The following is a 15,836-nucleotide window of genomic DNA, read 5'->3' as shown; positions in this document are numbered from 1 at the left end:
TGGTCGCCGGATGCCGCGCCCGGACCGGGGCGCGCTGGCGTCCGGGGGACGGGGCGGTGTGTCGGCCCGTCCGGCGGCCCGTCGGCTGCCTACGCTCGTCACCGACCGTCAACAGCTGATCACCTTTCGCACCGCCGGACGCCCCGGTGTGCCGGCACCCGACAGCCCCACGCACCGCCGATCGTCCCCGGCCGTGCCGACCCCCGGGAGGGCGCATGCCGTCATCGCCGCCGAGCACCGCCACCGCGCAACGGACCCGCAGACCCGGGGTGCTGCACCGGCTCGGCGCCTGGTGCGCCCGGCACGGCGTCCTCGTCCTGATCGCCTGGCTGGTCGGCCTCGGCGCCATCCAGGCCGCCGACCGGGCGGTCGGCGGCACCTTCTCGGACGACTTCAACATCTCCAGCAGCCAGGCCCAGAAGGGCCTCGACGTGCTGCGGGCGCACAACCCGGCGGCGGGCGGCGTCGGCTCGCAGATCGTGCTGCACGACGCCCAGGCGCTGACCGGCTTCTCCGGCCAGATCAACCAGGCGGTCGCCAACCTGCAGCAGCTGCCGAACGTGCTGTCGGTGCAGAACCCCCTGCCGCAGCCCGGCCAGCCGACCACCCAGACCCCGAACGGCCCGCTCTCCACGGACGGGCTGACCGCCTTCATCACCTTCAAGACCGACGCCAACCCGAGCACCTACGGCAGCGACTACCTGACCAAGGTGGACGACGCGGTCGCGCCGCTGCGCCAGGCCGGGGTGCAGGTGGAGTACGGCGGACCGCTCGGCGAGGCGGCCCGGCCGAAGGCGGACGACCGCAGCAGCGAGGCGATCGGCTTCGCGGTGGCGATCGTGGTGCTGCTGATCGGCTTCGGCAGCGTGATCGCGGCGGGTCTGCCGCTGATCAACGCGCTGATCGCGGTGATCGTCGGCCTCGGCTGCCTCGGTCTGCTCGCCGCGGTGACGACCTTCGCGACCGTGTCGCCGACCCTGGCCACCATGATCGGCCTGGGCGTCGGCATCGACTACGCGCTGTTCCTGCTGACCCGCTACCGGCAGGGGTTGATGGACGGCGCGGACCCGGCGGGCTCGGCCGGGCACGCGGTGTCCACCGCGGGCCGGGCGGTGCTGGTCTCCGGCTGCACGGTGATCATCGCGCTGGCGGGCCTGTCGGTCTCCGGGGTCAGCTTCATCTCCAAGCTGGGCCTGGCCGCGGGCGTCACCGTGGTGACGGCGGTCGCCGGTGCGCTGACCCTGCTGCCGGCGATGCTCGGCATCATCGGCCGGGCGATCGACCGCTGGCACGTGCGCAAGCCGGTCGCCGAGAGCAACGCCGCGCCGGGCGAGGAGGTCACCGGCACCTGGCACCGGTACGCGCAGGTGGTGGAGCGCCACCCGTGGCGGTTCCTGGTCTCCGGCGTGGTCGTGGTGTGCGTGCTGGCGATCCCGCTGTTCTCGATCCAGCTCGGGCACATCGACGACGGCGCGGACCCGCCGTCCTTCACCGACAAGCAGGCCTTCGACCTGATGTCGGCCGCGTTCGGTCCGGGCTCCAACGGCCCGCTGACGGTGGTGATCGACCAGACGAACGTGCCGGCGGCGAACCAGCAGGCGGTGGTCACCTCCGTCCAGCAGGCCCTGGCCGGCACCCCGAACATCGCGAGCATCGGCCCGTTCGTGCCGTCCAGCGACAACGACGTGCTCACCTCCACGGTGATCCCGGCCCAGCAGCCGCAGGACGAGAAGACCACCCAGCTGGTCAACGACCTGCAGGACACCACGCTGCCGAAGGCCGTGGCGAACACCCCGGCGATCACCTACGTGACGGGCACGACCGCCGCCCAGGTGGACTTCCGCGACATCGTCGCCAGCCGGCTGCCGGCGATCATCGCGGTGGTGGTGGGCCTGGCCTTCCTGATCATCCTGGCGGTCTTCCGCGGCCTGCTGGTGGCGGTCAAGGCGGCGGTGCTGAACCTGCTGTCGATCGCGGCCTCGTACGGCGTGGTGGTGGCGGTCTTCCAGTGGGGCTGGGGCGGTCCGGCGCTCGGGGTGTCGGGCACGGTGCCGATCGAGAGCTACGTGCCGATGATGATGTTCGCCATCGTCTTCGGCCTGAGCATGGACTACGAGGTCTTCCTGCTGTCGCGGGTGCACGAGAACTGGACGCGCACCGGGGACGCCAAGGGCAGCGTGGCGCACGCGCTGGAGATCACCGCCCGGGTGATCACCTGTGCCGCGCTGATCATGGTGAGCGTCTTCGCGGCGTTCATCCTGAGCGACAACATCGTGGTGAAGATGCTGGGCCTGGGCCTGGCGGTGAGCGTGCTGATCGACGCCACCGTCGTCCGGCTGCTGATGGTGCCGGCGGTGCTCACGCTGCTCGGCCCGCACGCCTGGTGGACGCCCCGCTGGCTGGACAAGATCCTGCCGCACATCAACCCGGAGGGCGACGAGGCCTGAGCCGCGCACGCGCACGGCGCGGCCGCCGCACCGGTGTCCCGGTGCGGCGGCAGCCGTGCGGCGGACCGTCAGGTGCGGGGGAGGCGGTCCGTCACGGGAAGGAGACGACGTTGGACGGCGTGGTGGAGGTGCCCGAGGTCGGGGCGCCGGTGTCGTTCACCACGTGGGCGAACTGGCCGTTGCCGCCGAGCGAGTTGACCAGGACGTCGTGCAGCTTGACGCCGGACTTCACCGGGACCTCGAAGCCGTGGTCCATGACGATGGTCGGGTCCACGTTGAAGTAGCAGTAGCTGCCCAGGCCCCAGCCCTCATGGGTGTTGACCGAGTCCTCGACCTTGTAGGCCGCGAAGCCGCGGGTGCTGCCGTTCTGGATCGCCGCCTGGTTGGGGGCGTCGTACGCCTTCTCGTTCTGGAAGAAGATCGTGCGGCCGCCGTTGCCCTTCCACCAGACGTCGTACTTGTTGAAGTGCTCGACGAACAGGCCGGTGGCCAGGACGTCGTTGCCGCCGACGACGAAGCCGTAGTCGGAGCGGTTGGTCTCCCAGCCGACGCCGGCGCCGTGGTCGGCGCGCCAGATCCAGGTGTGGTCGACGATCGTGTTGTTGCTGTTGATCACCATGCCGTTGGTGGCCTTGCCGGCGCCGGCGCCGCCGACCCGGACGAAGACGTCCTGGATGACGGTCGGGTCGGCCGCGTGGGAGGCGCCCGGGCCGGCGTCGCCGACCTGCAGCAGGGCGGGGGAGTTGACGGTGCCGGCGTCCAGCAGCAGGCCGGAGACCTTGACGCCGTCGACGTCGGCGACCTTCATCGCGGTGACGCCGTTGTCCGGGACGACGGTGGCGAGGCCGAGGCCGAGCACGACCGTGCCGGGGCGGGTCACGTTGATCGTCTGGTCGACGTGGTACACGCCCGGGGTGAAGAGCAGGTTGAGGCCCTGGGTGAGCGCCTGGTTGATGGTGGCCGCGGTGGCGCCCGGCTTGACCACGTAGAACTGGTTCAGCGGCACCGAGGTGCCCTGCGGGGTGCCGTTGCCCCAGGAGGTGCCGCGGGCGTTGGTGCGCTTCGCGGGCACGAAGACCTTGTAGTCGTTGCCGTCCAGGTAGAGGAACGGCTTCTCCTGCGAGACCGGGGTGGTGTCCAGCGTGGTGTACGGCGGGTTCGGGAAGCCCTGGGCGGGCGCGCCCTGGACGCCGGAGAAGGTCTGGTTCCAGACGCCGTTGGAGAAGCCGCCGATCGAGCTGTCGCGGGTGTACCACTGCTGCTGCGAGTAGTTGCCGACCTGGCCGTCGATCTTCGAGTCGGCGATGTAGCCGCCGGAGGCCCAGCCGTACCCGTTGGGGGCGAGGTTGAGGCCGCCCTCGACGTGCATCCGGCGGAACGGCGCGGCCTGCGAGACGGCCCAGCGGTCGGTGCCGCTGACCGGCTTGAGGTGCAGGTTCTCGGCGGAGCGCCAGAAGTTCTGGGTGGCGTTGCCGTTGAACCAGCCGGCGTCGACGGTGACGTCGCCGTTGAAGGTGGTGTCGTCCGGGTTCAGGCCCAGGCCCGCGATCGAGGTGTAGAAGCCGATCTGGGCGTTGATGTTGTTGTACGTGCCGGGCTTGAAGAGCAGCGCGTAGCGCTCGTTGCCGAACTGGTTCGACTCCTGCTTGGTGAAGACCTCGTCGACCTTGGCCTGGATGTTCGGCGTGGACGGGTCGAAGACCATCACGTTGGGGCCGAGGTCACCGCCGCCCTGGACGGGCGGGACGGTGGAGCCGCCGCCGGTGTGCACCGCGAACTCCCACAGCGAGTAGCCGTAGGGGGTGCCGCGCTGGGTGCCGTAGACCCGCACGTAGCGGCCGGAGCCGGAGACGTTCAGGGTCTCGTTGCCGCCGGCGCCGGTGGTGGTGGAGTAGATCGTCGTCCAGGTGCTGCCGTCGGCGGAGGTCTGGATCTGGTAGGCCTTGCCGTAGGCGGCCTCCCAGTTCAGCTGGACCTGGCAGACCTGCTGGACCGAGCCGAGGTCGACCTGCAGCCACTGCGGGTCGGCCGCGGCGGAGGACCAGCGGGAGCCGGTGTTGCCGTCGACGGCGGCCGAGGCGGGGGTGCCCGCGTTCTCGGTGCTGGAGGCGGTGGCGGCCTTGCCCTGCGCGGCGTTGGTGGTCGCGCAGGTGTCCGGGGTGGTGCCACCGAACGAGCCGTAGACCTGGAACTCCCAGAGCGAGTAGCCGTAGCCGGTCGCCCGGGTGACGCCGTTCATCCGCACGTAGCGGCCGGTGCCGGTGACGTTGAGCGTCTCGGTGCCACCGGTGCCGGTGGTGGTGGAGTAGATCGTCGTCCAGGTGCTGCCGTCGGCGGAGGTCTGGATCTGGTAGGCCTTGCCGTAGGCGGCCTCCCACTGGAGCACGACCTTGCTGATGGTCGCCGAGGCGCCCAGGTCGACCTGGATCCACTGCTGGTCGCTCGCGGCGGAGGACCAGCGGGTGCCGGTGTTGCCGTCGACGGCGTAGGCGGCCGTGGTGCCGCCGTTCTCGACCGACGAGGCGGTGACCGTCCGGCCCTGCGAGATCAGGGTGTCGGCGGCGTGGGCGGCGCTGCCGGGGAGCGCCAGGACGGCGCCCGAGAGCAGGGCCATGCCGAGCAGGGCGGCGGAGCCGCGGCGGCCGGCTCGGGCGCCGGGGCGTGCTGAAGTGAGCCTCACGGGCTTCTCCTGCGGTGGGGGTGGGTGGGGGTTTTCGTGGGGGCGCGGACGTCGTGCGTCGGCGTGGGGACCGGCCCGTGACCGGCGGGCCGGCGCGGCGCAGGGGCGCCGGAAACTACAGGGCGGGGCGGGGCCGGAATCCTTGCGGCCGAGCCGAGAGAGCGCTCCCCGGAGGGAGTCTGTGGGGCTGCGATCTCGGGTGTCAAGTCCCCGGTCGGGAGTTCCGATACGGATCAACCGGCCGGTGCGGGGCGCCCTTTGACCCGCCGCCAGGCGCAGTGGACGGCGGGTTCGCGCAGGTCGCGGGGGTGCGGCTCAGCCGGTGGCGGCCGCGGCGGACAGCCGGGCGGGCAGTTCGCCGCCGGACTGCAGGAAGTGCCAGAGCGGCAGGGTGGCCGCGCCCACGGTGACGGCGTCCGGCCCGAGCAGGCCGAGGTCGATCGAGGTCTGCGCCCGGGGGAAGCGCAGGGCGTAGGCGGTGGCCGCGTCCCGGATCGCGGGCAGCAGGCGCGGCCCGAGCATCAGCCCGGCCCAGCCGCCGATCACGATCCGTTCCGGGTTGAACAGGTTGATCAGGTCGGCGATGGCCGCGCCGAAGTACTCCGCGGCCTCGGCCAGCAGGTCGACGGCGTCCTGCTCGCCCGCCTCGGCGGCGGCCAGCAGGGCGGCCAGCCCGGCCTTCTCGCTGGACCCGGCAGGCGCCCGGCCCCAGCGTTCGACCAGTGCCTCCGCGCCGACGTAGGCCTCCAGGCAGCCGCGCGAGCCGCACCGGCAGAGCCGGCCGCCCACGTGCACCTTGGTGTGGCCCCACTCGCCCGCGCTGCTGGTGGCGCCGCGGAAGCGGGCGCCCTCGGCGATCACGCAGGCGCCGACGCCGGAGCCGAACAGCGCGACCACCGCGTGCCGGGCGCCGCGGCCCGCACCGAACCACATCTCGGCCTGGCCGAGCGTCTTGGCGCCGTTGTCCACGTAGAGCGGCAGGTCTGTGCCGGCCCGCAGCATCCGGCCGAGCGGTACGGCGTCCCAGTCCACGGTCTGGCTGTGCACCACGATGCCGAGGCCGTCGGTGCCCGGGTCGCCCTGCTCGACGATGCCGGGCACGCCGACGCCGACGCCGAGCACGGTGTCCGGGTCGGTGCCGGTGGCGTGCAGCACCTCGGCGAGCCCGGTGAGGATCAGCTCCACCACGTGGTCGGAGTCGTGCCCGCAGTCCGAGAGCGGGTGGTCGCTGGCGGCGAGCTCGGTGAGCCCCAGGTCGAAGAGCGCGACCCTCACCTGGGTCTCGCCGACGTCGACGCCGACCAGGTGGGCCCGCTCGGGCGGCACCTGCAGCAGGATGCGGGGCCGGCCGCCGTCCGACTCGACCGATCCGCACTCCTCGACCAGCCCGTCCGCCAGCAGTTCGCCGATCACGTTGCTGACCGAACCGGCGCTGAGCCCGCTGATCTGGCCCAACTCCTGCCTGCTGAGCGGCCCTTCGAAATACAACCGTTGCAAAAGGGTCGATCTGCTGCCGCGCCGCAGGTCGCGGACCGTCTGCTTGCCTCGCTCTGCCATCGGTTCTCCCTCCTGCAGCGAATCTAGCGCTGCACGTCCTCTTGACGCCAGCTTTTCTCACACGTTAAATCACGGCCTGAAGAAAGCCCTATCCGGGGCTCGCACCCCGGCCGGGGGCCCTTCCACCCCCACCACGCCATCCACCCGCCCGAGAGGGGCATGGTCATGCGTATCAACCGTCTGGCTGCCGCGACCGCCGTGGTCGCGACTCTTGCACTCACCGCCACCGCCTGCGGAGGCGGCTCCAGCACCGGCGGCTCCGGCGACAACAGCAGCCCCAAGACGCTGACGTACTGGGCCAGCAACCAGGGCACCAGCCTCGAGAACGACAAGCAGGTCCTGGAGCCCGAGCTGAGAAAGTTCGAGCAGCAGACCGGCATCAAGGTCAAGCTCGAGGTCATCCCCTGGTCCGACCTGCTCAACCGCATCCTCGCCGCCACCACCTCCGGCCAGGGCCCCGACGTCCTCAACATCGGCAACACCTGGTCCGCCTCGCTCCAGGCCACCGGCGCCCTGCTGCCCTTCGACGAGGCGACCTTCGGCAAGATCGGCGGCAAGGACCGCTTCCTGCCCGCCACCATCGCCTCCGCCGGTGCGGCGGGCAAGGACCCGGCCGCCGTCCCGCTGTACTCGATGGCCTACGGCCTCTACTACAACAAGAAGATGTTCCAGGCCGCCGGCATCGAGCGCCCGCCGGCCACCTGGGACGAGCTGGTCGCCGACGGCCAGAAGCTCACCAAGGACGGCAAGTACGGCATCGCCGTCGAGGGCGGCAACGTCTCCGAGAACGTCCACCACGCCTTCACCCTCGGCAAGCAGCACGGCGCCGACTGGTTCGACGCCTCCGGCAAGCCCGCCTTCGACACCCCCGAGGCCGTCGCCGCGATCAAGCAGTACGTCGATCTGATCGCCAAGGACAAGATCGCCGCCCCGGGCAACGCCGAGTACGCCAACAACCAGACCCTCACCGACTTCGCCACCGGCAAGGTCGGCATGATGATGTGGCAGTCGGCCGGCGCCAACCTCAAGTCGCACGGCATGAACCCGGACGACTACGGCGTCGCCCCCGTCCCCGTCCCCGCGGGCGCCTCCGGCACCAAGCTCACCAGCTCCATGGTCGCCGGCATCAACCTCGCCGTCTTCAAGAACACCAAGAACCTGAACGGCGCACTGGACTTCGTGAAGTTCATGACCGGCAAGGACGAGCAGATCCAGCTCAACAAGACCTACGGCTCGATCCCGCCGGTCAAGGACGCCCAGGGCGACGCCGCCTTCGCGACCCCCGAGCTCCAGGCCCTCTCCAAGGTCCTCGGCTCCAGCGCCCAGCCGCTCCCGCAGGTCGCCGACGAGAGCCAGTACGAGACCCTCGTCGGCACCGCCGTCAAGAACCTGCTCGCCGCGGCCGCCGCCGGCAAGCCGGTCACCGACGAGTCCGTCAAGGCCGAACTCACCAAGGCCCAGCAGCAGATGCCGGCCAACTGACGTGCGACAGCGACTCGGCCGACTGCGCCTGACCCCCAAGGGCCTGCCCTACCTGCTCCTGCTCCCGGCGCTGCTCCTGGAGCTGCTGATCCACCTGGTGCCCATGCTGGTCGGCATCGTGATGAGCTTCAAACAGCTCACCCAGTTCTTCATCCGGGACTGGTCGTCCGCACCGTGGACTGGCCTCGGGAACTACCACCTGGCGGTGGACTTCAGTGCCCCCGTCGGCCAGTCGCTGCTCAACTCGTTCTGGGTGACCTGCGCCTTCACGATCCTCGCCGTCGGCCTCTCCTGGCTGGTGGGCACCACGGCGGCGATCATGATGCAGGACGCCTTCAGAGGCAGGGGGCTGCTCCGCGCAGCCTTCCTGCTGCCCTACGCCCTGCCGGTCTACGCGGCCGTCATCACCTGGTCGTTCATGTTCCAGCGGGACACCGGACTGGTCAACCACATCATCCACGACCAGCTCCACCTCACCTCGGACCGGCCGTTCTGGCTGATCGGCGACAACAGCTTCACCGCGCTCGTCACCGTCTCCGTCTGGCGCTCCTGGCCGTTCGCCTTCCTCACCCTGACGGCCGGTCTGCAGAACATCCCCCGCGAGCTCTACGAGGCCGCCGCGATGGACGGCGCCGGCGTCTGGCAGCAGATCCGCCGGATCACCCTGCCCTCGCTGCGCCCGGTCAACCTGGTGCTCGTGCTGGTCCTCTTCCTCTGGACCTTCAACGACTTCAACACGCCGTACGTGCTGTTCGGCAAGTCGGCACCGGAGGCCTCGGACCTCATCTCCATCCACATCTACCAGTCCTCCTTCGTCACCTGGAACTTCGGCGCGGGCTCCGCCATGTCGGTGCTGCTCCTGCTGTTCCTGCTGCTGGTGACGTCGGTCTACCTGTTCATCACCTCGCGTCGGAGGGGCGCCGATGATTAACCCGCCCGCGTCCTTCCGGTGGATCCGCCGGATCGTGCTCGCCCTGCTCGCGGTCTTCACCCTCGTCCCGGTCGGCGTCATGGTCAGCTCCTCGCTGAAGCCGCTCCAGGACGTCCAGGGGCCGTTCCGCTGGATACCGAGCACGCTCACCGTCCGGCCCTACTTCGACATCTGGAAGACCGTCCCGCTCGGCAAGTACTTCGTCAACTCGATCATCGTGGCCGGCGGAGCGACGATCCTCTCGGTGCTCATCGCGATCCTCGCCGCGTACGGCGTCAGCCGCTACCGCTTCCGCGGCCGCCGGCTGTTCACCGTCACCGTGCTGTCGACGCAGATGTTCCCCGGCATCCTCTTCCTGCTGCCGCTGTTCCTCATCTTCGTCAACATCGGCAACAGCACCGGCGTCGCCCTCTACGGCAGCCGCGGCGGACTGATCCTCACCTACCTCACCTTCTCGCTGCCCTTCTCGATCTGGATGCTGGTCGGCTACTTCGACTCCATCCCGCGGGACCTCGACGAGGCGGCCCTGGTCGACGGCTGCGGCCCCGTCCGGGCCCTGGTGCAGATCATCATCCCGGCCGCCGTCCCCGGCATCGTCGCCGTCGCCGTGTACGCCTTCATGACCGCCTGGGGCGAGGTCCTCTTCGCCTCCGTCATGACCAACGACGAGACCCGCACCCTCGCCGTCGGCCTCCAGGGCTACGCGACGCTCAACGACGTCTACTGGAACCAGGTCATGGCCGCCTCCCTGGTGGTCAGCGTCCCGGTCGTCGCCGGATTCCTCCTGCTGCAGCGCTACCTCGTCGCCGGACTCACCGCCGGCGCCGTCAAGTGACCCTGATTGAAAGGCCAGTTGTGAACGACCTCAACGCCCTGCCGGACGACTTCGTCTGGGGCGCGGCCACCTCCGCGTACCAGATCGAGGGTGCCGTGGACGAGGACGGCCGCGCGCCCTCCATCTGGGACACCTTCTCCCACACCCCCGGGAAGACCGACAACGGCGACCACGGCGACACCGCCTGCGACCACTACCACCGCTACGGCGAGGACATCGACCTCATGAAGCGGCTCGGCCTCGGCGCCTACCGCTTCTCCGTCGCCTGGCCCCGCGTGGTGCCGCAGGCCGACGGCCGGATCAACGCCGAGGGCCTCGCCTTCTACGACCGCCTGGTCGACGGCCTGCTGGACGCCGGCATCACCCCGCACGGCACCCTGTACCACTGGGACCTCCCGCAGGCCCAGCAGGACCGCGGCGGCTGGCCCGAGCGCGCCACCGCCGAGCGCTTCGGCGAGTACGCGGCCATCGTCGCCGACCGCCTCGGCGACCGCGTCAAGCACTGGGCCACCCTCAACGAGCCGCTCTGCTCCTCCTGGATCGGCCACCTCGAGGGCACGATGGCCCCCGGCTGGACGGACCTCACCGCCGCCGTCCGCACCTCCTACCACCTGCACCTGGGCCACGGCTACGCCGTGCAGGCGCTGCGCGCGGCCCACCCGGACGTCCAGGTCGGCATCGTCAACAACCTCAGCCCGATCATCCCGGCCTCCGACAGCGAGGCCGACCGCCTCGCCGCCGTCCGCGCCGACGGCCACATCAACCGCTGGTGGCTCGACCCGGTCCTCGGCCGCGGCTACCCGGAGGACATGGTCAAGCTCTACGGCGTCGAACTCCCCGTCCGCGACGGCGACATGGAACTCATCTCGGCCCCGCTCGACTGGATCGGCCTCAACTACTACTTCCGCCAGTTCGTCGAGGACGACCCGACCGGCGCCGTGCCGCAGTTCCGGCAGGCCCCCGGCCGCAACGCCGAACACACCGCCATGGGCTGGGAGGTGGACGCCGAGGGCATCCACCAGCTGCTGATGCGCCTCACCGAGGAGTACGGCGTCCGGAAGATCTACATCACCGAGAACGGCTCCGCCTACCGCGACACCGTCACGGCGGACGGCCGGATCGAGGACCCGGAGCGCACCGCGTACCTGGAGGGCCACCTGGACGCCTGCGCCCGCGCGGTCGCCGAGGGCGCCCCGCTGGCCGGCTACTTCGCCTGGTCACTGCTCGACAACTTCGAGTGGGCGTACGGCTACGACAAGCGGTTCGGCCTGGTGCACGTCGACTACGACACCCAGCGGCGCACCGTGAAGGCCAGCGGCGAGCGGTACGCGGAGATCATCCGCAACCACCGCGCCCGCTGACCCGTGAGGGTTCCGGCCGCGGCGGCCGCCGGAACCCTCACGGCCACCACCGGGGCGTACCCCCGGCGCCCCTTGTGCGTGGTCCTCGCAGGTCCGCTCCGGCCCGGGGGCGGCTAGGATCGCGGGCATGGCCCTGATCATGAGCGACGTGGACCGGTTCGAGGCCGCGAGGCCCCGGCTGGAGGCCATCGCCTACCGGTTGCTCGGTTCGGCGAGCGAGGCCGAGGACGCCGTCCAGGAGACCTTCCTGCGCTGGCAGGCCGCCGACACCGGACGGATCGAGGTGCTGGAGGCCTGGCTGACCAAGGTCCTCACCAACATCTGCCTCAACGTGCTCACTTCGGCACGCGCCCGGCGCGAGACGTACGTCGGGGCCTGGCTCCCCGAGCCGCTGCTCGCCGGCGACCCGATGCTCGGCCCGGCCGACACCGCCGAGCAGCGCGACTCGGTGTCGTACGCCGTCCTCGTCCTGCTGGAGCGCCTGTCGCCCAACGAGCGGGCGGTGTACGTGCTGCGCGAGGCCTTCGGCTACCCGCACCGTGAGATCGCCGAGATCCTCGGCATCGGCGAGGCCGCCAGTCAGCAGATCCACCACCGGGCCAAGAAGCACGTCGCGGACGGCAGGGCGCGCACCGAGATCGACGAGGCCGCCGCCCGGCGGATCGTCGAGGAGTTCCTCGCCGCGGCGACCAGCGGCCGCACCGAACCCCTGGTGCGGCTGCTCACCCAGGACGCCGTCTCGGTCGGCGACGGCGGCGGGAAGGTCCCGGCCCGCGCGAAGGCGTTCGAGGGCGCGCTCGCGGTCGCGAAGTTCCTGCGCGGCCTGTTCAAGCCCAGCGAGGCCAAGCGGGCCCACATCGGCGGCGCGGCCGAGATCCACGTCGCGATCGCCAACGGCGGTCCCGCCGTCGTGGCGGTCGTGGACGGCCGGGTCGTCGGGATCACCTGCCTGGAGGTCACCGCCGACGGCATCGCCGCCGTGCGCAGCCAGGTCAACCCCGACAAGCTCGTCCGCGCGACCGGACAGTGGGCCGCCGGGGACCACGGGAGGGCCCCGCTCGTCGTCCTCTGAACCCACCGACCCGATGTGACGTGCTTCACACCCCGATCCTGTCAGGAAACCCCGGGCTGCCCGGTTCAAGGGGCGAAACCGCGCAGAGACAGCGGCGGAACCTCCAGACAGGAGCACGGACATGCAGCACCGCATCGTCGTCCTCGGAGCCGGCTACACCGGAGCCGTCGCCGCCGGCCGCCTCGCCAAGCGGCTGCACCGCGAGGACGTCGCCATCACCCTCGTCAACCCCGAGCCCGACTTCGTCGAGCGGGTCCGGCTGCACCAGCTCGCGGCCGGCCAGGACCTCAGGCCCCGGCCGTTCGACGAGATGTTCGCGGGCACCGGCGTGGCACTGAAGCTCGCGAAGGTCACCGCCGTCGACGTGGACCGCAAGAGCGTGACCGTCACCGCCGCCAACGGCCACGGCCGGGAGGAGCTGGCGTACGACACCCTGGTCTACGCCCTCGGCAGCGGGTGGAACGACGGGGGTGTCCCCGGCGCCGCCGAACACGCCCACGACATCTCCGGCCGCCCCGGCGCCCTCCGCCTCCGCGACCGGCTCGCCGCCCTGGAGGCCGGCCGCCCCGTGACCGTCGTCGGCGGCGGCCTGACCGGCCTGGAGGCCGCGACCGAGATCGCCGAGGCCCGCCCCGACCTCGACGTCGCCCTGGCCGCCCGCGGTGCCCTCGGCGACTGGCTCTCGGACAAGGGCCGCGCCCACCTGCGGAAGGTGGTGGACGGGCTCGGCATCACCGTCCACGAGAACGCCGCGGTCACCGCCGTGGCGGCGGACCGCGTGACGACCGCCGACGGCCGGGACATCCCCGCCGCGGTCACCATCTGGACCACCGGCTTCGCCGCCCACCCGATCGCCGCGGCCACCACCCTGGAACTCGCCGAGGGCGGCCGGATCGTGGTCGACGACACGATGCGCTCGGTCTCCCACCCGGACGTGTACGCCGTCGGCGACGCCGCGATGGCGATCGGCCCCGAGGGCAAGCCGCTGCGCATGTCCTGCGCCTCGGGCGTCCCGATGGCCTGGCAGGCCGCGGACGCCCTCGCGGCCCGGCTCGCCGGCACCAAGGTCCCCCGCGTCCCCGTCCGCTACTTCCAGCAGTGCATCTCCCTCGGCCGCAAGGAGGGCCTGATCCAGTTCGTCACCGCCGACGACCGGGCGGTCGACCGCGCCCTGACCGGCCGCGTGGCCGCCCTCTACAAGGAGCTGATCTGCAAGGGCGCGGCCTGGGGCGTCGCCAACCCGACCGTGGGAATGCCCTCCCGCCGCCGACGCGTCGTCCGCGACGAGCTCCCCGACCCCGCGCGGGCGGAGGCCGTGGCCTGACCGGGCGAACCGCCAGGGGCGCCGGGGACACCTGGGACGTGTCTTCAGAGGCGTACGGATGCCACACAGGTGCCCCCACGGGCCCCTGAATCGACCACCCGGCGCCCTGTGACGACAGCTCCTAGTGGTTTCCCCGTGGCAGGCGGCGGCGCCAGTGGCGTTCGAAGATCACGTCGCCGCCCTCCAGGGCGCGCAGGTGGTCGTGGACGGTGAGGTGCCCGGCGTCGCAGCTCGCCTCGGAGCGGATCTGCAGGGTGACGTCCCAGCCGATGTCCGTCCGCTCCAGCCGGAGCGTCCGGTCGGTCCTGGCCCGGGCGCCCAGCGGGTCGTCGGCCCGGATCCGGTACGCCTCCAGCACGTGCTCCTCCTCGGCGAGGCCGTCCGGGTGCACCGTCGCCCCGGCCGGCCGGGCGAGCTGCAGCCGCCACTCGCCCGCGGCCACGTCGTGCACCACCTGCCGCTCCGGATGCGAGACCAGCGGCTCGGGGTGCAGCTCGGCGGGGACGGGCGCCTGCTCGGGCGGGTCGAAGGTGACCGGCCCGCTGCCGGCGTCCGCGGCCAGGTGCCGCACCGGCAGCGTCAGCACCGAGCCGCCCGGGTCCACCTCGAAGCCGCCGGTCTCCGCGACCGGCCACAGCCAGGGCCAGTACGCCGAGGAGAGCGCCAGCCGGATCCGGTGCCCGGCGGGGAAGGCGTGCGCGACCGGGGCGAGCTCCACCTCCACCTCGACCGGGCCGGTGCCGCCGGCCAGCGCCGCCGCACCCCGGGTGACCAGCGTGGACGATCCGTCCGGTGCCACGTCGCAGAGCCGGGCCGCGACCTGCCCGTGGCGGCCGTCGCAGCGCACCCGCAGCCGCAGCGCCGGTCCGCCGAGCAGTTCCTCGGGTTCCGGCAGCGGCACCGAGTCGAAGCAGACCGAGCGGCCGTCCTCCTCGCGCTGGTCCGGCGGCAGGTCGGCCGCGCCGCCGGCCGGCCGGAGCGCCCCGGCGTCGATGCCGGTGTGCTGCGGGGAGCGGACGGGGACGAAGCGCTCGCCGGAGGGCGTCCCGGCGGTGCGCAGCGCGTCGTCGAGGCCGTAGTGCACCTCGCGGACGTCGGGGGAGGGCCAGCCGTCGTCGCCGATCCAGCGGCCGGGCCGGTTGGCGTAGGAGGGGGCGGGCGGCACCGACTCGTTCATCCAGCTGCGCAGGGCGGGTTCCTTGAGGACGCCGGTGTCGGCGCCCCTGAGCCAGTGGTCCCACCAGCGCAGGGTCTCCTGGAGGAAGCCGATCGCCGGGCCGGGCGGCAGGCCCTGGTCGGGGTACTGGTGCGGCCAGGGGCCGAGGACGCCGCGGGCGTCCGGACCGAGTTCCTCGACCAGGCGCAGCACGGTGCCGGCCTGCGGGTCGGCCCAGCCGCCGAAGGCGAGGACGGCGGCGCGGACCGCCCGGAGGTCGATCGGCCCGCCCTCGTCGTCGGCGCCGGGGTCGACGGCGGCGAGGCGTTCCAGCCAGAGCCGCCGCCAGTGGTCCCCGGTGTAGCGGGGATCGGGCGGGCGGCAGGCGGCGGCGAGCCGTGCGGCGGACCCGCCGTGCACGGCGGCGGCGAGCGGCGCGCCGGCCAGGTCCCGCCGTGGTGCGGTGCGGTCGTCCGCGCAGACGGCGACCACGGCGGCGAGTGCTTCGGGGGCGCGGGCGGCGAGGGCGAGGGCGGCGGTGCCACCGCGGCCGATGCCGAAGGTGCCGGCCCGGCCGTTGGACCAGGGCCGGGCGGTGAGCCAGTCGAGCAGGGCGAGTCCGTCGTCGGTGCCGGCGGGGGAGGCGGGGTCGGCCGGGCCGCCTTCGGAGCTGCCGTGGCCGCGGGCGTCGACGCGCAGCGAGGCGTAGCCGTGGCCGGCGTACCAGGGGTGGCGCTGGGCGTCGCGGACGGCGGTGGTGTCGCCGAGTCCGCCGGGGTGGTGTTCGAGCAGGGCGGGCACCGGGTGGTCGGTGACCGGCAGCCAGAGGCGGGCGGCGAGGCGGGTGCCGTCCGGCATGGCGATCCGGACGTCCTCGCGGGTGGTGCGGTAGGGGTACGGGGCCGGCTGCTGCATGGGCCCTCCGTGGGGTCGTACGGCGGCCCGGGGCGGGCCCGACCTCCCCAGGATGGGCGCGGCCGGGCGCCATTTC

10 protein-coding genes are annotated in these 15,836 nt (G+C 72.2%); 7 read left to right on the top strand and 3 right to left on the bottom strand.

The window, feature by feature from the left end; translation table 11 throughout:
• Positions 1–215 precede the first annotated feature (215 nt).
• Complete coding sequence (locus AB0O09_RS05335; RefSeq protein WP_363540293.1) at positions 216–2,447, top strand: MMPL family transporter; 2,232 nt, start codon at positions 216–218, stop codon at positions 2,445–2,447.
• Positions 2,448–2,538: 91 nt separating this feature from the next.
• Here the strand turns inward: AB0O09_RS05335 and AB0O09_RS05330 are convergent, their stop codons facing one another.
• Positions 2,539–5,061 (bottom strand): discoidin domain-containing protein, encoded by a 2,523-nt coding sequence (locus tag AB0O09_RS05330; RefSeq protein ID WP_363540411.1) that lies wholly within the window; start codon positions 5,059–5,061, stop codon positions 2,539–2,541.
• Between the two features lie 381 nt (positions 5,062–5,442).
• On the bottom strand, positions 5,443–6,684 hold the full coding sequence (locus tag AB0O09_RS05325) for an ROK family transcriptional regulator (protein WP_363540292.1): 1,242 nt from the start codon (positions 6,682–6,684) through the stop codon (positions 5,443–5,445).
• A gap of 165 nt (positions 6,685–6,849) precedes the next feature.
• Between AB0O09_RS05325 and AB0O09_RS05320 the strand changes: the two genes are divergently transcribed.
• From AB0O09_RS05320 to AB0O09_RS05295, 6 genes are all read left to right on the top strand, one after another.
• Positions 6,850–8,166 carry a sugar ABC transporter substrate-binding protein gene (locus AB0O09_RS05320; protein WP_363540291.1) on the top strand — a complete coding sequence of 439 codons (1,317 nt, stop codon included), beginning with the start codon at positions 6,850–6,852 and terminating at the stop codon, positions 8,164–8,166.
• Position 8,167: 1 nt separating this feature from the next.
• Positions 8,168–9,097 carry a sugar ABC transporter permease gene (locus tag AB0O09_RS05315; protein ID WP_363540290.1) on the top strand — a complete coding sequence of 310 codons (930 nt, stop codon included), beginning with the start codon at positions 8,168–8,170 and terminating at the stop codon, positions 9,095–9,097.
• Positions 9,090–9,932 carry a carbohydrate ABC transporter permease gene (locus AB0O09_RS05310; protein ID WP_363540289.1) on the top strand — a complete coding sequence of 281 codons (843 nt, stop codon included), beginning with the start codon at positions 9,090–9,092 and terminating at the stop codon, positions 9,930–9,932. The genes AB0O09_RS05315 and AB0O09_RS05310 overlap by 8 nt, the downstream gene beginning before the upstream one ends.
• 20 nt (positions 9,933–9,952) lie before the next feature.
• On the top strand, positions 9,953–11,293 hold the full coding sequence (locus AB0O09_RS05305; RefSeq protein ID WP_363540288.1) for a GH1 family beta-glucosidase: 1,341 nt from the start codon (positions 9,953–9,955) through the stop codon (positions 11,291–11,293).
• Positions 11,294–11,420: 127 nt separating this feature from the next.
• Positions 11,421–12,365, top strand: coding sequence for an RNA polymerase sigma-70 factor (locus AB0O09_RS05300; protein WP_363540287.1), 945 nt, complete (start codon positions 11,421–11,423; stop codon positions 12,363–12,365).
• Positions 12,366–12,486: 121 nt separating this feature from the next.
• Positions 12,487–13,689 carry an FAD-dependent oxidoreductase gene (locus tag AB0O09_RS05295; RefSeq protein WP_363540286.1) on the top strand — a complete coding sequence of 401 codons (1,203 nt, stop codon included), beginning with the start codon at positions 12,487–12,489 and terminating at the stop codon, positions 13,687–13,689.
• Positions 13,690–13,810: 121 nt separating this feature from the next.
• On the opposite strand, the gene AB0O09_RS05290 is transcribed toward AB0O09_RS05295, so the two are convergent.
• Positions 13,811–15,760: a CocE/NonD family hydrolase gene (locus AB0O09_RS05290; RefSeq protein WP_363540285.1), complete on the bottom strand. Its 1,950-nt coding sequence runs from the start codon at positions 15,758–15,760 to the stop codon at positions 13,811–13,813.
• Positions 15,761–15,836: the final 76 nt, after the last annotated feature.

The organism is Kitasatospora sp. NPDC093679 (assembly GCF_040683455.1).
In the GTDB taxonomy this organism is placed as follows: Bacteria; Actinomycetota; Actinomycetes; order Streptomycetales; family Streptomycetaceae; genus Kitasatospora; species Kitasatospora arboriphila.
The sequence above is the reverse complement of the archived record's forward strand: the minus strand, read 5'-3'. Positions and strand labels throughout refer to the sequence as shown.